Source organism: Rhodopseudomonas sp. RCAM05734 (assembly GCF_052658035.1).
Genome location: NZ_CP199742.1, coordinates 5,313,138 through 5,332,922, shown reverse-complemented (window position 1 = coordinate 5,332,922; position 19,785 = coordinate 5,313,138). Strand labels below are relative to the sequence as shown.

Below are 19,785 nucleotides of genomic sequence, written 5' to 3'. Positions count from 1 at the left end.
ACGCTTCGCGTCGTTAGCTGTGGGAGGAAGAGGGCGGTCGCCAGCCGCTCGTCGACCCAACCACGGTACCTGCAACCGCCGGCCGCAAGCCGGCACAACAGGAGTGACACATGGCAAAGAAAGTGACCGGATACCTGAAGCTTCAGGTGCCGGCCGGTGCGGCGAACCCCTCGCCCCCGATCGGTCCCGCGCTTGGTCAGCGCGGCCTCAACATCATGGAATTCTGCAAGGCGTTCAACGCGCAGACGCAGAAGATCGAGAAGGCTACCCCGATCCCCGTGGTGATCACGATCTACGCAGATCGTTCCTTCACGTTCGAACTGAAGACGCCGCCGATGTCCTTCTTCATCAAGAAGGCCGCCGATCTCAAGTCGGGCTCCAAGCTGCCTGGCCGTGACAAGGCCGGCTCGGTGACCAAGGCGCAGGTGCGCGAAATCGCCGAAGCGAAGATGAAAGATCTGAATTGCGACACCATTGAATCAGCCATGAAGATGGTTGAGGGCTCTGCCCGTTCGATGGGCGTCGAGGTGGCGGGGTAACGGTCATGGCAATTGGAAAACGTTTGAAGGCCGCCCGCGAGGGCATCGATCGCGAAAAGCTGTACACCATCACCGACGCCATCAAGCTGGTGAAGGAACGTGCCAAGTCGAAGTTCGACGAGACCATCGAAATCTCGATGAATCTCGGCGTCGACCCGCGTCACGCCGACCAGATGGTCCGTGGCGTCGTCACGTTGCCGCATGGCACCGGCCGCACCCTGCGCGTCGGCGTGTTCGCCCGTGGCCCGAAGGCTGACGAAGCCCGCGCCGCTGGCGCCGACGTCGTCGGTGCCGAGGACCTGGTGGAGAAGGTGCAGAACGGCGAAATCAATTTCGACCGTTGTATCGCCACTCCCGACATGATGCCGCTGGTCGGTCGCCTGGGTAAGGTGCTCGGTCCGCGCGGCATGATGCCGAACCCGAAGATCGGCACCGTGACCATGGACGTCACGTCGGCGGTCAAGGGCGCCAAGGGCGGTTCGGTCGAGTTCCGCGTCGAGAAGGCCGGCATCGTGCAGGCCGGTATCGGCAAGGCGTCGTTCGACGAGGTCAAGCTGATCGAGAACATCAAGGCGCTTGCCGACGCGGTTGCGAAGGCGAAGCCGGCTGGCTCGAAGGGCACCTACGTTCAGCGCGTTGCGGTGTCCTCGACCATGGGCCCGGGCGTGAAGGTCGAGCCGGCCACCGTGCTCGGCTAAGCTATTCTCCGACTGACAAAATCCAGGGGCGGCACCGGGCGACCGGTTCCGCCCCTTTCGTTTGCCCGGTCCATCCGTGTTTGCACGGGATGCATTGCTTAAAACTCCGTTAACCATGCAGGCCGAGGCTTGAGGAACGCGCCGTCGATTCTCGGCGCATTCCGGAAGAGCAATTGGAGCCGTGCCATGGCTGAAATTCTCGCTTTCGTAAAAAGTGATCGGCGCCCGACGCGGTCGGTGCCCGGACCCGGCGATTCCTCGGAAGTCGTCGTCTTTCCGCGCGCCAGCGTTCGGGTGCATTGGGCAACCGAGGCCGGCGTTGCCGCTCCCGTTGCGGAAGGCCGCGCCGACGCCTGATGTGGTCGGCAGGAGATCGCGATCCGCTGCGTAGCCGACGGGTGCCGACGTGTCTGTGACGAGGATCGTCCTCGCATGGCGCGCGGCAGGCGTGTGGAAATCCGATTGCGTCCGGGCAGGGTGCTTTCCGGTTGAATATCTCGTAGACAGAGCCAAAGCGAAAAGCTGGGCTGTCGGCGCATGCCGTCGCGGCAAACCATGGGGCGGATCGGGTGACACCGGGGCCGTCCTTTCTTTTTGATTCAGAGCAGGAATGGCGGCATGGCGGAGCAGGTACTGATCTATTCGCGTTTTCCGAAGGCGATGATGGCGCGCATCGGCGAGCGCTTCGACCTGATCGATGCTGCCGGCAAGCCGCCGCTCGAGACCTTCACGCCCGAGCAGCTCAGGAATGTCCGCGCGCTCATCACCGCTGGCGGCCAGAAACTGCCTGGCGACGTGATGGACATGCTGCCTTCGCTGGGCGCCATCATCTGCTACGGCACCGGCTATGACGGTATCGACTTCAAGGCCGCGGCTGAGCGCGGCATCGTGGTCGGCAACAGTCCGGCGGCGAATGCGGCCTCGGTGGCCGACCTGGCGATGACGCTGATGCTGGCGGTGACGCGGCGGCTGTTGCCGGCCGACCACTATCTGCGCGAGGGCGGCTGGTCGGCCGCAAGGCCGTCGCCGCTGATGTCACCGCTCCCCGGCAATCCCGGCCGCAAGGTAGGCATTTACGGTATGGGCGAGATCGGCCGCAAGATCGCGGCGCGCGCGGCGGCGTTCGAGACCGAGGTGGCCTACTACAGCCGCAGCCGGCACGACGTGCCCTATGCCTATATGCCGAGCCTCGACGCGCTGGTGGAATGGTGCGACGTGCTGATGATCGCAGTACGCGCCGGTGCCGACACCCACCACATCGTCGACGCCGCGATGCTGAAGAAACTCGGCCCGAACGGTTTTGTCATCAATATTTCGCGCGGCTCGGTGATCGATCAGGCGGCGCTCGTCGGCGCACTGACCGACAAGACCATCGCCGGCGCCGGCCTCGACGTGTTCGAGAAGGAACCGCACGCGCCCGATGCGCTGACGGCGCTGCCGAACGTCGTGCTGACGCCGCATATCGGCGGTCACACGCTGGATTCGCACACGGCGATGCAGGACTGCGTCATCGCCAATCTGTCTGCATATTTTGCAGGCAAGACGTTGCCGTACCCCGTCATCATATGACACGCGGCATATATATGGATCCCAATCGAAGTCCGTAAGCTGTAGTTGGTTCCGCAGAAGCACAAAAATAATTGAGTGTTTGAAACCGTCGTCTCGTTGTAGTTGTCGCTGGTCATTTAGAAGCAGTCGAATGTAGGCGTACATTCGACCTACCAGGGAGCTCAGCGATGGCTGCGTTCGCGCTCAAGATCAACGGTCAGACTCACCAGGTCGATGTCGACCCCAATACGCCCTTGCTCTGGGCGATCCGCGAGGGCGCGGGGCTCACTGGAACCAAATATGGCTGCGGCGTCGCGCAATGCGGCGCCTGCACGGTCTATCTCGATGGCCAGACGGTGCGCTCCTGCTCGCTGCCGGTGTCGGCGGTGGGTAGCAGCGAAGTCACCACCATCGAAGGTCTCGACAGCAAGGAGGCCAAGGCGGTGCAGAGCGCGTGGGTGGCGCTCGACGTGCCGCAATGCGGCTACTGCCAGTCCGGCCAGGTGATGAGCGCCACCGCTTTGCTCACGCTCAACCCAGCTCCCACCGATCGCGACATCGATCTGGCCATGAACGGCAACATCTGCCGCTGCGCCACCTATGTCCGCATCCGCGCTGCCATTCATGGCGCCGCCAAAACGCTGGAGGGTTGAGCCATGACCATTCATGACAAAACGATCCACGACACGTCGCTGTCGCGCCGTTCCATCCTCAAGGCCGGTGCGGGCCTGGTGATCGGCGCCTATGTCGCACGCGGCGGCAATGCGTTTGCGCAAGCGGCTCCCGCGGCGCCGGCTTACAATATTGTGCCCAATACGTTCCTGATTATCAAACCCGACAACACCGTGACGGTGCTGTGCAAGGGCATCGAGTTCGGGCAGGGGCCCTTCACCGGCATGGCAACGCTGGTCGCCGAGGAACTCGACGCCGACTGGTCGCAGATGCGCGCCGACCACGCGCCGTCGAACCCGCAGCTCTACAAGAATCTGGCGTTCGGCCTGCAGGGCACCGGTGGCTCCAGCGCGATCGCCAACTCCTACATCCAGATGCGTCAGGTCGGCGCCGCCGCACGGCAGATGCTGGTCGCCGCTGCCGCGGATGCCTGGCAGGTGCCGGCGGATGAGATCACCGTCGAGAACGGCGTGATCAAGCACGCCTCAGGCAAAGAGGGCCGGTTCGGCGAGTTCGCCGACAAGGCGATGGCCATGCCGGTGCCGGCCGATCCCAAGCTGAAGGATCCCTCGACGTTCAAGCTGATCGGCAAGGAAGGCGTCGTGAAGCGCCTCGACAGCGCCGACAAGAGCAACGGCAAGGCATTCTATACGCTCGATATCAACGAGCCGGATATGCTGACGGTGGTGATCGCGCGTTCGCCGAAATTCGGCGGCACCGTAAAATCCTTCGATGCCACCGCGGCCAAGTCGATCGCCGGCGTGGTCGACGTCAAGCAAGTGCCGACCGGCGTCGCGGTTTATGCGAAGGGTTTTTGGCCGGCCAAGACGGGGCGCGACGCGCTGAAGATCGTCTGGGACGACAGCAAGGCGGAGACCCGCGGCTCGGCGCAGCCGCTCGCGGAATTCCGCGAGAAGTCGAAGACATCGGGCAAGGTCGTCAAGAACGAGGGGGATTTCGAGGGGGCGATGGCCAAGGGCGGTCGCGTCGTCGAAGTGGAGTATGTGTTCCCCTATCTGGCCCATGCCGCGATGGAGCCGCTCAACGGCTACCTGAAGTGGGACGGCGACACCGCCTATGCCCGTTACGGCTGTCAGTTCCCGACCCCTGACCACAAGGCGATCTCGAAGGTGCTTGGCCTGCCGATGGAGAAGGTGAAGATCGATGTCCTGCTCGCCGGCGGCAGCTTCGGCCGCCGCGCCCAGCAGTCCACGCACCAGGCGATCGAACTTGCCGAGGTCGCCAAGGCGATCGGGCCGGGCAAAGGCGTCAAGCTGGTCTGGACCCGCGAGGACGACATGCGCGGCGGTTATTATCGCCCCTACAGCATCCACCGGATGCGCGGCACGGTGCGCGACGGTAAGATCGAGGCTTGGAGCGACACCATCGTCAGCCAGTCGATCATGAAGGGCTCGTTCTTTGAATCCATCATGTTCAAGGACGGTCTCGACCCGACCTCCTACGAGGGCTCCAACGAGATCCCTTACGAGGTCGCCAACTTCAAGATGGACATGCACCAGGTCGATGTCGGCGTGCCCGTGCTGTGGTGGCGCTCGGTCGGCCACACCCATACCGGTTACGCCGTCGAGGCTTTTATCGATGAGCTTCTTGAGGCCGCCGGCAAGGATCCGGTCGAGGGCCGTCTCGAACTGATGGGCAAGAAGCCGCGCCATGCCGGCGTGTTGAAGGCCGTTGCGGAACTGGCCGACTGGAAGAACTACAAGGTGCCGGAAGGCCGCGCCCGCGGCGTCGCGGTGGTGGAGAGCTTCAATACTTTCGTGGCGCAGGTGGTTGAACTGTCGATGACCGACGACGGTCCGAAGGTGCACAAGGTGTGGTGCGCGGTGGATTGCGGCGTCGCCGTCAACCCCGACATCATCCGCGCACAGATGGAAGGCGGCATCGGCTTCGGCCTTGGCCACATCCTCTATGCCGAGCAGAAGCTCGAGGGCGGCGTGCCGGTCTCCGGCAACTTCGACAGCTATCGCTCGCTGCGCATCAACGAGATGCCGGAGATCGAGGTGGTCATCGTAAAGTCCACCGAAAAGCCCAGCGGCGTCGGCGAGCCCGGCGTGCCCCCGCTCGGGCCGGCAGTGGCCAATGCCATGGCGAAACTCGGTGTGGGAAGGCCGCGGCAACTGCCGATCGTACCGGGAGCGTCGGCATGAGCCTGTTCAAGCAATCGATGCTGGCGCTCGCCGCCGGCACCATTGCGGCCAGCGTGCTGGCTGTCGCCGTGCCGGACATTCAGGCCGATGCGGCAACCGCAACCGGTCCGGACAGGCTGCAGCCGGTCTCGGCCTTCGCCAAGATCAAGGACAAGAACCAGCGCGCGGTGGCGCTGTTTCAGGAGGCCGGCAAGGTGCTGAACTCGCCGCGCTGCATGAACTGCCATCCGGCCACCGAACGCCCGACGCAGACCGACAAGATGCGTCCGCACATCCCGCTGGTGGTGCGCGGCGAAGGTGGCGTCGGCGCGGCCGGCGGGCTGGCCTGTGCGACCTGTCATCACGAGGCCAATTTCGACGCCGCCAACGTGCCGGGCAATCCGAAGTGGGCGCTGGCGCCCGCGGAAATGGCCTGGCAGGGCAAGACGCTTGGCCAGATCTGCGTGCAGATCAAGGACAAGGCGCGCAACGGCGGCAAGGACATGGCGGCGCTGGTCAAGCACATGGCCGAAGACGAGCTGGTCGGCTGGGGCTGGCACCCCGGCGGCAACCGCACCCCGGCGCCGGGCACCCAGAAGCAGTTCGGTGAACTGTTCAAGGCCTGGGCCGATGCAGGCGCCGCCTGCCCGAAGGGGTAGGGCTGTGGCGGCTTCTTTTCCTTTCCCGCGCGACGGCGCGGGGAAGGCACAAGAGCCGCCCTGCATAAAAGATGCCGCCGGGCAAAAACCCCCTTGGCAACATTGAAAAGACTCGTTAAAGGATTGGTTCCGGGCGCGCTGGCTTGAGTCGGCACGTCTGTGCACGCATTCCGAAAACAATGGACCTGGAGATCGTTTCCTTCAAGACATCCGCATGGATTGCTCGAAGGGGATGGTGGACTGTCCTTGCTGGACGAAGGCGGGCAGGGGTGACCGGCTTGCCGATCATCTCGATCCTGTCCGAGACTGCTGGCGCTCGCGAGGAAACGCAAGTTTCATCAACGGCTTAATCGATAATATTTGCAGCCAGCATAGACGGGTGAAGACCGGATTTCGCCAGCGTCGCGCCATGCGACGGGCAACGAATATGGTTCGAACCTCGACACCCCGCGCTGGAAACGGTTCGGGAGGGCAGGCTTTTCAACATCGTCGCGCCCGACGTGTCCGAAGACCTGGTCTTTGTAAAAGACTGGTGTCTTGAGGTCAGGTTAGGGCGGGTCGATTGGGTGTAACCCGGCGGCCCTGCCCAGACAAAGTTCTGAGGCAAAGGTCGCCAACCGGAGAGAGCTTGCTGTGGAAAGAGCGGCAAAAAAGGACGCGGTCGAAGCGCTGAACGGTCTGTTCAAGACCACCAGCGTTGCGGTCGTCGCCCATTATTCCGGCCTCACCGTGGCCCAGATGCAGAAGCTGCGTACGCAGATGAAGCTGGCTGGCGCCTCCGTGAAGGTCTCGAAAAACCGTCTCGCCAAAATTGCTCTTGAAGGCACGGATGTTGTTGCCATCGGGTCCCTGTTGAAGGGTCCGACCGTGATCGCCACCTCGGACGATCCGGTAGCTGCACCGAAGGTTGCCGTCGAATTCGCCAAGCTGAACGAGAACTTCGTCATCCTTGGTGGCTCGATGGGTAAAACCGTCCTGACCGTCGACAGCGTCAAGGCTTTGGCCGCGCTGCCGTCGCTCGACGAACTGCGCGCGAAGATCGTTGGCCTCCTTGTGGCGCCCGCGACCAAGATCGCTCGGCTGTCGACTGCGCCTGCGTCCAAGCTCGCACGCGTCGTTCAGGCCTATGCCTCAAAGAGCGAAGCGGCCTGACGCCCTTCGCATTCAAACCCTGGTTCGAACCAAGATACGCTTAAGGAAATAGATCAATGGCTGACCTCAATAAGATCGTTGAAGAACTCTCGAGCCTGACCGTGCTCGAGGCTGCCGACCTCGCCAAGCTGCTCGAAGAAAAGTGGGGCGTGTCCGCCGCTGCTGCCGTCGCTGTTGCTGGCCCTGCCGGCGCTCCGGCTGCTGCCGCTGAAGAAAAGACCGAGTTCACTGTCATGCTGGCTGCCGCCGGCGACAAGAAGATCGAAGTCATCAAGGAAGTCCGTGCGATCACGGGTCTTGGCCTCAAGGAAGCCAAGGACCTGGTCGAAGGCGCCCCGAAGGCCGTCAAGGAAGGCGTCAACAAGGAAGAAGCCGACAAGATCAAGGCTCAGCTCGAGAAGGCTGGCGCCAAGGTCGAACTCAAGTAAGAGCGACTTTTCGTTCCGGGGGCGGTCGCCATGGCGACTGCCCCTTGGTACGGAATTGAATTGTACACAAGATTGTGTGAGGTTTCGTGGGAACCACCCTCGAATCTCCATTATTGCCATCCCATATCGGGACGGCAGCACGAAAGCACGGTTTGCGCGCGGGGACGGCAACGTTTCTGGCTAAGCCGTTGGGAGATGGGCCATTTCGGGCTTTTTCAGTCCGTAAGAAGACGGTTTCGACGGGCAGGGCGTAGACAAGCGCTCCGCACGTCGTTTTGCGTTCCGCGATTTAAGCGTTCGACATCGGGATTTTAGTCCTGAATTTGAGCCGGGGTCGCGAACGTTTTGGAAATTCAACCCGGGGGCGACGCCAGTCGTGCTTCGGAAGGTTCGCCCGTTACGGGCGACGCAATGAGAGGCCACGATGGGTCAGCAGACGTTCACAGGTCGCAAGCGCGTTCGCAAGTTCTTCGGTCATATTAAAGAAGTCGCAGAGATGCCGAACCTCATCGAGGTTCAGAAGGCGTCCTACGACCAGTTCCTGATGGTCGATGAACCCGTCGGCGGTCGCCTTGACGAGGGTCTGCAGGCGGTGTTCCGGTCGGTTTTCCCGATCTCGGACTTCTCTAACACTTCAATGCTGGAATTCGTTCGCTACGAATTCGAGCCGCCGAAATATGACGTCGACGAGTGCCGCCAGCGCGGCATGACCTATGCTGCGCCGCTGAAGGTGACGCTGCGCCTCATCGTGTTCGATATCGACGAGGAAACCGGCGCGCGCTCCGTCAAGGACATCAAGGAGCAGGACGTCTACATGGGCGATATCCCGCTCATGACTATGAACGGCACCTTCGTCGTCAACGGCACCGAGCGCGTCATCGTCTCGCAGATGCATCGTTCGCCCGGCGTGTTTTTCGACCACGACAAGGGCAAGACCCACTCGTCGGGTAAGCTGCTGTTCGCCGCCCGCGTGATCCCGTATCGCGGTTCCTGGCTGGACATCGAGTTCGACGCCAAAGACATCGTGTTCGCGCGCATCGATCGTCGCCGCAAGATTCCAGTGACGTCGCTGATGTTCGCGCTGGGTCTGGATGGCGAGGAGATCCTCTCGACGTTCTACAAGAAGATCCAGTTCAAGAAGATCAAGGAAGGCTGGCGCGTACCGTTCGACGCCACGCGTTTCCGTGGCTACTCGACCATCAACGACCTGATCGATGCCGATACCGGCAAGGTCGTGCTCGAAGCCGGCAAGAAGCTCACCGTGCGCGCTGCCCGTCAGCTCGCCGAGAAGGGCCTCAAGGCACTGCGCATGTCCGACGAGGAACTGGTCGGCAACTATCTCGCCGAAGATCTCGTCAACACCAAGACCGGCGAGATCTATGCCGAGGCGGGCGAAGAGATCACCGAGAAGTCGCTGAAGGCGCTGGTCGAGGAGGGCTACAAGGATCTGCCGCTGCTCGACATCGACCATGTCAACATCGGTGCCTACATCCGCAACACGCTGAACGCCGACAAGAACATGACGCGTGAAGACGCGCTGTTCGACATCTATCGCGTGATGCGTCCCGGCGAGCCGCCGACCATCGACTCCGCCCAGAACATGTTCCAGTCGCTGTTCTTCGACTCTGAGCGCTACGACCTGTCCGCGGTCGGCCGCGTCAAGATGAACATGCGCCTCGAACTCGATGCGCCCGACACCCATCGCACGCTGCGCAAGGAAGACATCCTCGCCGTCATCAAGACGCTGGTGGATCTGCGCGACGGCAAGGGCGAGATCGACGACATCGACCATCTCGGCAACCGCCGTGTGCGTTCGGTCGGCGAACTGATGGAAAATCAGTATCGCGTCGGCCTGCTGCGCATGGAGCGCGCCATCAAGGAGCGCATGTCGTCCGTCGACATCGACACCGTGATGCCGCAGGACCTGATCAACGCCAAGCCGGCAGCCGCTGCCGTGCGTGAATTCTTCGGCTCGTCGCAGCTGTCGCAGTTCATGGATCAGACCAACCCGCTGTCGGAGATCACCCACAAGCGCCGTCTGTCGGCGCTTGGACCGGGCGGTCTGACCCGCGAGCGCGCCGGCTTCGAAGTCCGCGACGTGCATCCGACCCATTACGGCCGCATCTGCCCGATCGAGACGCCGGAAGGCCCGAACATCGGCCTGATCAACTCGCTGGCGACCTTCGCGCGCGTCAACAAGTACGGCTTCGTGGAAACGCCCTACCGCAAGGTCAAGGACGGTCGCGTCACCGACGAGGTCGTGTACCTCTCGGCGATGGAAGAGGGCCGCTACCACGTCGCGCAGGCGAACGTGACCCTCGACGCCAAGGGCCGCTTCACCGACGACCTGATCGTCTGCCGTCACTCCGGCGACGTGTTGGCGATCACGGCCGACAAGGTCGACTACATGGACGTGTCGCCGAAGCAGCTGGTTTCGGTCGCTGCGGCGCTGATCCCGTTCCTCGAGAACGACGACGCCAACCGCGCGCTGATGGGCTCGAACATGCAGCGTCAGGCCGTGCCACTGGTACGCGCCGAAGCGCCGTTCGTCGGGACCGGCATGGAAGCCGTCGTGGCGCGCGACTCGGGTGCTGCGATCGCGGCACGCCGCACCGGCGTGATCGACCAGATCGATGCCACGCGCATCGTGATCCGCGCCACCGAAGATCTCGATCCCACCAAGTCGGGCGTCGATATCTATCGTCTCATGAAGTACCAGCGTTCCAACCAGTCGACCTGCATCAACCAGCGTCCGCTGGTGAAGGTGGGCGACAGCGTTGCCAAGGGCGACATCATCGCGGACGGTCCGTCGACCGACCTCGGCGAGCTCGCGCTCGGCCGCAACGTGCTGGTCGCGTTCATGCCGTGGAATGGCTACAACTTCGAAGATTCGATCCTGCTCTCCGAGCGGATCGTGAAGGAAGACGTCTTCACCTCGATCCACATCGAGGAATTCGAAGTGATGGCCCGCGACACCAAGCTCGGCCCTGAGGAAATCACCCGCGACATTCCGAACGTGTCGGAAGAAGCGCTGAAGAACCTCGACGAAGCCGGCATCGTGTACATCGGCGCCGAAGTCCGCGCCGGCGACATCCTGGTCGGCAAGATCACCCCGAAGGGCGAAAGCCCGATGACGCCGGAAGAAAAGCTTCTGCGCGCCATCTTCGGCGAAAAGGCGTCCGACGTTCGCGACACCTCGCTCCGCGTGCCCCCGGGCGTGCAGGGCACCATCGTCGAAGTCCGCGTGTTCAACCGTCACGGCGTCGACAAGGACGAGCGCGCGCTGGCGATCGAACGGGAAGAGATCGAACGCCTCGCCAAGGATCGCGACGACGAGCAGGCCATTCTCGACCGTAACGTCTACGGCCGTCTGACCGATCTTCTGGAGAACAAGGTCGGCATCGCCGGTCCGAAGGGCTTCAAGAAGGACGGCAAGATCACCCGCGCCGTGCTCGAGGAGTATCCGAAGTCGCAGTGGTGGATGTTCGCCACCGCGAACGACAAGCTGATGTCCGAAATCGAAGCGATGCGGAAGCAGTACGACGAGTCGAAGAAGGGCCTCGAACAGCGTTTCCTTGACAAGGTCGAAAAGCTGCAGCGTGGCGACGAATTGCCGCCCGGCGTGATGAAGATGGTCAAGGTCTTCGTCGCGGTGAAGCGCAAGATCCAGCCGGGCGACAAGATGGCCGGCCGTCACGGCAACAAGGGCGTGGTGTCGAAGATCGTTCCGATCGAAGACATGCCGTTCCTTGAAGACGGGACGCATGCCGACATCGTGCTCAACCCGCTCGGCGTGCCGTCGCGCATGAACGTCGGTCAGATCCTCGAGACCCATCTCGGCTGGGCCTGCGCAGGCATGGGCAAGCGCATCGGCCAGACCGTTGACGCCTACTACGCCAAGCAGGATCTCAAGCCGCTGAAGGAGACCCTGAAGAAGATCTACGGCGACGACGAGGTCATCAAGTCGCTGAACGACAGCGAGCTCCTGGAGCTCGCGCGCAACCTGAAGCCCGGCGTGCCGATTGCGACGCCGGTGTTCGACGGTGCGAAGGAAGCCGACATCGAGGAAATGCTGAAGATGGCAGGCCTCGACGCGTCGGGCCAGTCCACCGTCTATGACGGACGGACCGGCGATCAGTTCGATCGCAAGGTGACGGTTGGGTACATCTACATGCTCAAGCTGCACCATCTCGTGGACGACAAGATCCACGCGCGTTCGATCGGTCCTTACTCGCTCGTCACCCAGCAGCCGCTGGGCGGCAAGGCGCAGTTCGGCGGACAGCGTTTCGGCGAAATGGAAGTGTGGGCGCTCGAGGCTTACGGCGCGGCGTACACCCTCCAGGAAATGCTGACCGTGAAGTCGGACGACGTCGCGGGCCGTACCAAGGTCTACGAAGCCATCGTGCGCGGCGACGACACGTTCGAGGCCGGTATTCCGGAATCGTTCAACGTGCTGGTCAAGGAAATGCGCTCGCTGGGCCTCAACGTCGACCTGCACAACTCGAAGCAGGCGCCGACCCCGTCCGAGGCGGCTGAGTAATTTAAAAGCGAATGCCCGGCCTGTCTGGCCGGGCACCCGCGTTTTGCCCGGACGTTGAGCAAGGCGCGCCGCGACCCGAGAAATTCGAATTTGCTGCTGGTGGCGACCGGCACGCGAGGAGAAGACTATGAACCAAGAAATTATGAATCTCTTCAATCCGACGACGCCGGCTCAGGTCTTCGACCAGATCCGGATTTCGATCGCGTCTCCGGAGAAGATTCTGTCGTGGTCCTACGGCGAGATCAAGAAGCCGGAAACCATCAATTACCGGACCTTCAAGCCCGAGCGCGACGGCCTGTTCTGCGCCCGCATCTTCGGGCCGATCAAGGATTACGAGTGCCTGTGCGGCAAGTACAAGCGCATGAAGTACAAGGGCATCATCTGCGAGAAGTGCTCGGTCGAAGTGACCCTGTCGCGCGTCCGTCGCGAGCGCATGGGCCACATCGAACTGGCGGCCCCCGTTGCCCACATCTGGTTCCTGAAGTCGCTGCCCTCGCGCATCGGCCAGCTGCTCGACATGACCCTCAAGGATCTCGAGCGGATCCTGTACTTTGAATACTACGTCGTTCTTGAGCCGGGTCTCACCGCGCTCAAGGACCGCCAGCTGCTGTCGGAAGAAGAATATCTCCGCGCGCAGGACGAATACGGCCAGGACAGCTTTACCGCCATGATCGGCGCCGAGGCGATCCGTGAACTGCTGAAGGGTCTCGAGCTCGAGAAGCTCGATGCGCAGCTGCGCGTCGATATGAAAGAGACCGAATCCGACATCAAGCACAAGAAGCTCGCCAAGCGCCTGAAGATCGTCGAGGCCTTCCGCTATTCCGGCAACAAGCCGGAATGGATGATCCTCACGGTGGTGCCGGTGATCCCGCCGGACCTGCGTCCGCTGGTGCCGCTCGATGGCGGTCGCTTCGCCACCTCGGATCTGAACGATCTCTACCGTCGCGTCATCAACCGCAACAACCGCCTGAAGCGGCTGATGGAACTGCGCGCGCCGGACATCATCATCCGCAACGAAAAGCGCATGCTGCAGGAGGCCGTCGACGCACTGTTCGATAACGGCCGCCGTGGCCGCGTCATCACCGGCGCCAACAAGCGTCCGCTGAAGTCGCTCGCCGACATGCTCAAGGGCAAGCAGGGCCGCTTCCGTCAGAACCTGCTCGGCAAGCGCGTCGACTACTCCGGCCGTTCGGTCATCGTCGTCGGTCCCGAGCTGCGCCTGCATCAGTGCGGCCTGCCGAAGAAGATGGCGCTCGAACTGTTCAAGCCGTTCATCTACTCGCGGCTCGACGCCAAGGGTCTGTCCACCACGGTGAAGCAGGCGAAGAAGCTCGTTGAAAAAGAGCGTCCCGAGGTCTGGGACATCCTCGACGAGGTCATTCGCGAGCATCCCGTGCTGCTGAACCGCGCGCCGACGCTGCATCGTCTGGGCATCCAGGCATTCGAGCCGGTGCTGATCGAAGGCAAGGCGATCCAGCTGCATCCGCTGGTCTGCGCGGCCTTCAATGCCGACTTCGACGGCGACCAGATGGCCGTGCACGTTCCGCTGTCGCTCGAAGCGCAGCTGGAAGCGCGCGTGCTGATGATGTCGACCAACAACATCCTGCATCCCGCCAACGGCCAGCCGATCATCGTGCCGTCGCAGGACATCGTGCTTGGTCTGTATTACCTGTCGGTGATGCGCGACGGTCTGCCCGGCCAGGGCAAGCTGTACAAGGAGATGGCCGAGATCGAGCATGCGCTGCATGCGAAGGTCATCCACCTCCACACCAAGATCAAGTATCGCTGGGAAGGTCTCGACGAGACCGGCAAGCAGGTCACCCGCTGGTATGACACCACGGCTGGCCGCGCCATGCTCGGTCAGGTCCTGCCGAAGTCGGTGAAGATGCCGTTCGACGTCATCAACAAGCTGATGACCAAGAAGGAAATCTCCGGCGTCATCGATCAGGTCTATCGTCACTGCGGTCAGAAAGAGACCGTGATCTTCTGCGATCGCATCATGGCGCTCGGCTTCTACAACGCCTTCAAGGCGGGTATTTCGTTCGGCAAGGACGACATGGTCGTGCCGGCGTCGAAGTGGAAGATTGTCGACACCACCCGCGCGCTCGCCAAGGACTTCGAGCAGCAGTACAACGACGGTCTGATCACCCACGGCGAGAAGTACAACAAGGTCGTCGACGCCTGGTCGAAGGCCGGTGAAGAAGTCGCCAAGGAGATGATGAAGGAGATTTCTTCGGTCAAGAAGAACTCCAAGGGTGAAGAGACCCAGATCAACTCGATCTACATGATGTCGCACTCGGGCGCCCGCGGTTCGCCGGCCCAGATGCGTCAGCTTGCCGGCATGCGCGGCCTGATGGCCAAGCCGTCGGGTGAGATCATCGAGACGCCGATCATCTCGAACTTCAAGGAGGGCCTGTCGGTTCTCGAATACTTCAACTCGACCCACGGCGCCCGCAAGGGTCTCGCCGATACCGCGTTGAAGACCGCGAACTCGGGCTACCTGACGCGTCGTCTGGTCGACGTGGCGCAGGACTGCATCATCACGCAGTCCGATTGCGGCACCAAGCTCGGCATCAAGATGCGCGCCATCATCGACTCCGGTTCGGTGGTTGCGTCGCTGGCCTCGCGCATTCTCGGCCGCACCGCGGGCGAGGATCTGCGCGATCCCGCGACCAACAAGATCGTGGTCAAGCGCGGCACGCTGATGGAGGAGACCCACGTCGACGCCATCCAGCAGGCCGGCATCCAGGAAGTGAAGATCCGCTCGGCCCTGACCTGCGAACTGGTCAACGGCATCTGCGGCATGTGCTACGGCCGCGATCTCGCCCGCGGCACGCCGGTCAACCACGGTGAAGCTGTCGGCGTCATCGCCGCGCAGTCGATCGGTGAGCCCGGCACCCAGCCGACCATGCGTACGTTCCACATCGGCGGCGCGGCGCAGATCAACGAGCAGTCGGTGATCGAGTCGAATTTCGACGGCAAGGTCACGATCAAGAACGAAGCCATCGCCAAGAACGGCGAAGGCCACATGGTCGCCATGGTCCGCAACATGGTGATCGCGATCTCGGACGCCGACGGCACCGAGCGCGCCACGCATCGTATTCAGTACGGCGCGCGCGTGCACGTGGCCGAAGGCGACATGATCAAGCGCGGCCAGCGCATCGCGGAATGGGATCCGTACTCCCGTCCGCTGCTGACCGAAGTCGAAGGCGTGATCGGTTTCGAGGATCTGGTCGATGGCCAGTCGATCTCGGAAACGCTCGACGAGTCGACCGGTATCGCCAAGCGCGTGGTCACCGACTGGCGCTCCTCGCGCGGCGGTGCGGATCTGCGTCCGGCCATTGTCATCAAGGGCAAGGACGGCAAGATCCTCAAGCTGGCGCGTGGCGGCGAGGCCCGTTACATGCTGTCGCCCGACGCCATTCTGTCGGTCGACACCGGGACCAAGGTGAAGACGGGCGACATTCTCGCGCGTATCTCCACCGAGGGTGCCAAGACCCGCGACATCACCGGCGGTCTGCCGCGGGTGGCCGAGCTGTTCGAGGCGCGCAAGCCGAAGGACGCGGCGATCATCGCGGAAATCGGCGGCACCATCAGGTTCGGTCGCGACTACAAGAACAAGCGCCGGATCTCGATCGAGCCGATCGACAAGAACGAGGAGACCCGCGAGTACCTCATTCCGAAGGGCAAGCACATCCATCTGCAGGATGGTGACATCGTCGAAAAGGGCGACTTCATCGTCGAAGGCAATCCGGCGCCGCACGACATTCTGGCGATCAAGGGCATCGAGGAACTCGCTGCCTATCTGGTCAACGAAATCCAGGAAGTTTACCGGTTGCAGGGCGTGCTCATCAACGACAAGCACATCGAAGTGATTGTTCGTCAGATGCTGCAGAAGGTCGAGATCACCGATCAGGGCGAGACCGATATGATTTCGGGCGAGCAGATCGACAAGATCGAATTCGACCAGCTCAATGCGCGCGCCAAGGAAGAGGGCAAGAAGATCGCCACGGGTACGCCGGTTCTGCTCGGCATCACCAAGGCGAGCTTGCAGACCCGCTCGTTCTTCTCGGCGGCCTCGTTCCAGGAGACCACCCGCGTGCTCACCGAAGCCGCCGTCAACGGCAAGGTGGATCCGCTGGAAGGCCTCAAGGAAAACGTCATTGTCGGCCGGTTGATCCCGGCAGGCACCGGCGCCTCGATGGCGAAGATCCGCGAAGTCGCAGTCAAGCGCGACAAGATGATCCTGGACGAGCGCGAAAAGCAGGCGACCATCGTGCCTGCCGCGCCGGAGCCGGAACTGCTGGCGCTGCCGCCCTCGGCGGAATAAGCGTCCCGCATCGCACATCTGGAAAAGGCCGGCGTAAGCCGGCCTTTTTCTTTGTTAGGATCGCGCGATTGAAGGGATAACGGAGCGAAGACGTGGAGCAGCAGATTCGGCGAGCAGAAATCGGCGACGCCAATGACATCAGTCATGTCATTATCAGCGCGTTACGCGAGACGAATGCAAAGGATTACAAGCCCGAGATTATCGCCCGGCTCGAACTGGGTTTCAGCCCGTCGGCCGTGCAGCAGTTGATCGCGCAGCGGGATATTCTCGTCGGGCTGCTGGATCACCGCATTGTCGGGACGGCAGGCCTGGATGGTGACAAGGTGCGGACAGTGTTCGTCACTCCGGATGTGCAGGGCCGCGGCGTGGGCCGACGGCTTATGCAGGCCGTCGAGGCGATCGCACGCGAGCGGCAAATCCCGTTGCTGCGTCTCAACTCAAGCATCTCGGCCGAGTCGTTTTACGCCCGGCTGGGTTACACCGTTGTTCGCGAGGTCTTTTACGGGGACGAACGGACCATCGTGATGGAGCGGCTCCTTTCGGCCGCCGCTGACTAGGCAACCGCTGTGCCGGCTGAGTGAAAAGTCGTCACTGTCACCCCTTTTTCGCGTTTTACGTGCACTGCAACCCAGCGTCGCGTTCCGTTCATCTTTCCTTCAGGTGAAAAATGGTCTTGTTTGGAGTGGTTTGATCCGGCTGTACGGCCGTCAGCGATTCCGCGACCGGCTGGATTTCGTTTTGTGCCGGAATCCGTTACAGCGACTGTTGCCGGATGTTGCCGCCGCGGCGGACACGGCGCGTGAAAGAAACCGATGCTTGATCTTGCAATTGTGGGTGGCGGTCCGGGCGGCCTGATGAGCGCCTGGTATCTGAAGAAGAAGCTGGGCGACCTGTGCCGCGTGACCATCTATGAAGCGTCCGACCGGGTCGGCGGCAAGATCCTGACGAAGACTTTCGACACAGCACCGGCGATGTACGAGGCCGGCGTCGCCGAGATCTACGACTACTCGATGACCGGCCCCGACCCGCTGCGCGAACTGATCCAGCATTTCGGCCTGCAGACCATTCCCATGGATGCCGAGCAGGTGATGCTCGACGGGCAGTTGCTCAACGACGTGCCTGGCATGCGCCGGGTCTACGGCGCCAAGACGGCCGCCGCCATCGAGAGTTTTCGCAAGCTGTGCACCACCATGGTGTCGCCGGTCGAGTATTACGAAGGCGTCGGCGCCCACGATAATGAGCATCCGTGGGCTTGGATGACCTGCGAGGAATTACTCGACAAGGAAGTCGACGACGCCACCGCCAAGCGTTTCCTCAAGGTGATGGCGCGCTCCGACATCGCCACCGAGAGCCACAACACCAACGGGCTCAACGCGCTCAAGAACTTCGTGATGGATGTGGACGGCTATATCGGCCTGTATTCGATCCAGAACGGCAATGAGCAACTGATCAGCTGCCTGCAGTCGGAAGTCGACGCCGATATCCAGCTCAATCATCGCGTCTTGAAGGTCGGCAAGACCGAGGCGGGCCGCTACAAGCTCGACATGATGAACGGCAAGGGCGCCGAGACGCGCGATTTCGATCTTGTGGTGATGTGCCTGCCGCACTCCTGGCTGGCGACCATGCGCTGGGAAGGCGAACAGCTGCGCAAGTCGATGGTCAAGCACGTGGCTTACTTCGATCGCCCCGCGCATTACCTGCGCGTCTCGATCTTGTTCGACACGCCGTTCTGGGGCGAGCAGATTCCGGGCTCCTGGTTCATGTCGGAAGCGTTCGGCGGCTGCTGCGTCTACAACGAGGGCTCGCGCCACGACGTCGGCAAGCACGGCGTGCTGAACTGGCTGATCGCCGGCTCCGATGGGCTGGCCTTCGCCAATCTCAGCGATCAGGAACTGATCGACGCTGCCTTGAAATCGCTGCCGGCCTCGTTAGGCGACGCGCGCGCGCATTTCCTGGAGGGCAAGACCCATCGCTGGCTGTCGTCGGTCAACGCGATTCCGGGCGGTCTGCCGGCGCGCGACGTCATGACCAACCACCGGCCGGAGCCGAAGGAGCATCCCGGCATCGTCGTGGTCGGCGACTATCTGTTCGACTCCACCCTCAACGGGCTGCTCGATTCCTCGGATGCCGCCACCGACATCATCCTCACCGAGATGATGCGGCTGCGCCGCGCGCGCGGCGAGGGCGGGCCGCCGGCCTCGGACAAGATAGATCGTGCCTATTTCGAGAATTATCGCGGCCTCGGTCCGTACAGCGAGTCGTGGAGCCAGTTCACCGACCCGGCCTACCTCGGCAGCCTGATCAAGATCGTCTGGAACCGGGTCAAGGGCTACAAGCTTCTGGTCGCGGGTTCCGCAAGCGGCGAACTGGTCGGCGCGCTGCGGGCGCGTGGCATCGATGCCTGGGGCATCGAGAACAACCGCGGCATCCACGCCAAGACGCCCAAGGCACTGAAGAAGTACAACCTGCTGGGCTCGGTGACCGACCTGCCGTTCAAGGACGAGCAGTTCGACTTCGTGTTCGAGACCTGCCTGTGCCACGTCGGCGAGAAGCAGGTCGCCAAGGCGGTGCGCGAGCTCAACCGTGTGGTCAAGACGGGCGTGGTGTTCGGATCGGTCACCTCCGACATGGCACCGGCGCTGATCGATCGTTACGACCTGCTGCGCGGCGTCAAGAAACTCGGCACCTGGTGGGAATGGTCGGAGCTGTTCTTCGGCAACGGCTTCGATCTGTCGATGCACCGGCGCGATTGCACCGAGGCGGTGTGGGAAGCCACGCTGGCCGCCGGCAAGGGCCCCGGCCACTGGTACGCCGACGCCGACAGCCTGCGCTATTCGTTCTTCGACAAGGTCGATAGCGAGGATTGAGTCTGTCATCCCCGCGAAGGCGGGGACCCATAAACACCAAGTGTTCGGTGAGGCTCGGGAAACAGCGACGTTCCTGCTCCCGCGACTGAGGGTATGGGTCCCCGCCTTCGCGGGGAAGACCGGTGGAGAGTGCGGTTGCATTCCAATCCGTTGCGTCTGCGGCTCCCCGTTGCTTTGCCCAAAGCGATCTGATCGCATAGGATCG

The 19,785-nt window shown here is 62.5% G+C and carries 13 protein-coding genes; all 13 read left to right on the top strand.

Translation table 11 applies throughout. The features are described 5' to 3' along the window. Positions 1-110: 110 nt before the first annotated feature. The 13 genes from rplK to ACUXVA_RS25245 all read left to right on the top strand — a co-directional run bounded on the left by rplK (position 111) and on the right by ACUXVA_RS25245 (position 19,580). A complete protein-coding gene (gene rplK, locus ACUXVA_RS25305) occupies positions 111-539 on the top strand; it encodes a 50S ribosomal protein L11 (protein ID WP_265083130.1) in 429 nt (142 codons plus the stop codon). Positions 540-544: 5 nt separating this feature from the next. Beyond that, positions 545-1,237 (top strand): 50S ribosomal protein L1, encoded by a 693-nt coding sequence (gene rplA / locus ACUXVA_RS25300; protein WP_265083131.1) that lies wholly within the window; start codon positions 545-547, stop codon positions 1,235-1,237. Positions 1,238-1,423: 186 nt separating this feature from the next. Further along, on the top strand, positions 1,424-1,594 hold the full coding sequence (locus ACUXVA_RS25295) for a hypothetical protein (protein ID WP_265083132.1): 171 nt from the start codon (positions 1,424-1,426) through the stop codon (positions 1,592-1,594). A 261-nt stretch (positions 1,595-1,855) separates the two neighbouring features. Then, a complete protein-coding gene (locus ACUXVA_RS25290) occupies positions 1,856-2,806 on the top strand; it encodes a 2-hydroxyacid dehydrogenase (protein WP_265083133.1) in 951 nt (316 codons plus the stop codon). 167 nt (positions 2,807-2,973) lie between these two features. Further along, complete coding sequence (locus ACUXVA_RS25285) at positions 2,974-3,438, top strand: (2Fe-2S)-binding protein (RefSeq protein WP_265083134.1); 465 nt, start codon at positions 2,974-2,976, stop codon at positions 3,436-3,438. Between the two features lie 3 nt (positions 3,439-3,441). Continuing rightward, the gene (locus ACUXVA_RS25280) at positions 3,442-5,625 is read left to right on the top strand and encodes a molybdopterin cofactor-binding domain-containing protein (RefSeq protein ID WP_445488874.1); all 2,184 of its coding nucleotides are present in this window, start codon (positions 3,442-3,444) and stop codon (positions 5,623-5,625) included. Beyond that, positions 5,622-6,263, top strand: coding sequence for an Isoquinoline 1-oxidoreductase subunit (locus ACUXVA_RS25275; protein ID WP_265083136.1), 642 nt, complete (start codon positions 5,622-5,624; stop codon positions 6,261-6,263). Before ACUXVA_RS25280 ends, ACUXVA_RS25275 begins: the two co-directional genes overlap by 4 nt. 633 nt (positions 6,264-6,896) lie before the next feature. Beyond that, the gene (gene rplJ / locus ACUXVA_RS25270; RefSeq protein ID WP_445488872.1) at positions 6,897-7,415 is read left to right on the top strand and encodes a 50S ribosomal protein L10; all 519 of its coding nucleotides are present in this window, start codon (positions 6,897-6,899) and stop codon (positions 7,413-7,415) included. A gap of 56 nt (positions 7,416-7,471) precedes the next feature. Then, complete coding sequence (gene rplL / locus ACUXVA_RS25265; protein ID WP_265083138.1) at positions 7,472-7,843, top strand: 50S ribosomal protein L7/L12; 372 nt, start codon at positions 7,472-7,474, stop codon at positions 7,841-7,843. Positions 7,844-8,267: 424 nt separating this feature from the next. Then, entirely contained in the window at positions 8,268-12,383 is a 4,116-nt protein-coding gene (gene rpoB, locus ACUXVA_RS25260; RefSeq protein ID WP_265083139.1) for a DNA-directed RNA polymerase subunit beta, read from the top strand. Positions 12,384-12,510: 127 nt separating this feature from the next. Then, positions 12,511-16,713 carry a DNA-directed RNA polymerase subunit beta' gene (gene rpoC, locus ACUXVA_RS25255; protein WP_445488869.1) on the top strand — a complete coding sequence of 1,401 codons (4,203 nt, stop codon included), beginning with the start codon at positions 12,511-12,513 and terminating at the stop codon, positions 16,711-16,713. Positions 16,714-16,805: 92 nt separating this feature from the next. Beyond that, on the top strand, positions 16,806-17,270 hold the full coding sequence (locus ACUXVA_RS25250) for a GNAT family N-acetyltransferase (RefSeq protein WP_265083141.1): 465 nt from the start codon (positions 16,806-16,808) through the stop codon (positions 17,268-17,270). A 255-nt stretch (positions 17,271-17,525) separates the two neighbouring features. Beyond that, positions 17,526-19,580, top strand: a complete 2,055-nt coding sequence (locus ACUXVA_RS25245; protein ID WP_265083142.1) for an FAD-dependent oxidoreductase — start codon at positions 17,526-17,528, stop codon at positions 19,578-19,580. The last annotated feature ends 205 nt before the right edge of the window (positions 19,581-19,785 follow it).

What these genes read in the sequence shown, in the direction of transcription:
- rplK (WP_265083130.1), top strand. Translation starts at nt 111, where the DNA reads ATGGCAAAGAAAGTGACCGGATACCTGAAGCTTCAGGTGCCGGCCGGT.
- rplA (WP_265083131.1), top strand. Translation starts at nt 545, where the DNA reads ATGGCAATTGGAAAACGTTTGAAGGCCGCCCGCGAGGGCATCGATCGC.
- ACUXVA_RS25295 (WP_265083132.1), top strand. Translation starts at nt 1,424, where the DNA reads ATGGCTGAAATTCTCGCTTTCGTAAAAAGTGATCGGCGCCCGACGCGG.
- ACUXVA_RS25290 (WP_265083133.1), top strand. Translation starts at nt 1,856, where the DNA reads ATGGCGGAGCAGGTACTGATCTATTCGCGTTTTCCGAAGGCGATGATG.
- ACUXVA_RS25285 (WP_265083134.1), top strand. Translation starts at nt 2,974, where the DNA reads ATGGCTGCGTTCGCGCTCAAGATCAACGGTCAGACTCACCAGGTCGAT.
- ACUXVA_RS25280 (WP_445488874.1), top strand. Translation starts at nt 3,442, where the DNA reads ATGACCATTCATGACAAAACGATCCACGACACGTCGCTGTCGCGCCGT.
- ACUXVA_RS25275 (WP_265083136.1), top strand. Translation starts at nt 5,622, where the DNA reads ATGAGCCTGTTCAAGCAATCGATGCTGGCGCTCGCCGCCGGCACCATT.
- rplL (WP_265083138.1), top strand. Translation starts at nt 7,472, where the DNA reads ATGGCTGACCTCAATAAGATCGTTGAAGAACTCTCGAGCCTGACCGTG.
- rpoB (WP_265083139.1), top strand. Translation starts at nt 8,268, where the DNA reads ATGGGTCAGCAGACGTTCACAGGTCGCAAGCGCGTTCGCAAGTTCTTC.
- rpoC (WP_445488869.1), top strand. Translation starts at nt 12,511, where the DNA reads ATGAACCAAGAAATTATGAATCTCTTCAATCCGACGACGCCGGCTCAG.
- ACUXVA_RS25245 (WP_265083142.1), top strand. Translation starts at nt 17,526, where the DNA reads ATGCTTGATCTTGCAATTGTGGGTGGCGGTCCGGGCGGCCTGATGAGC.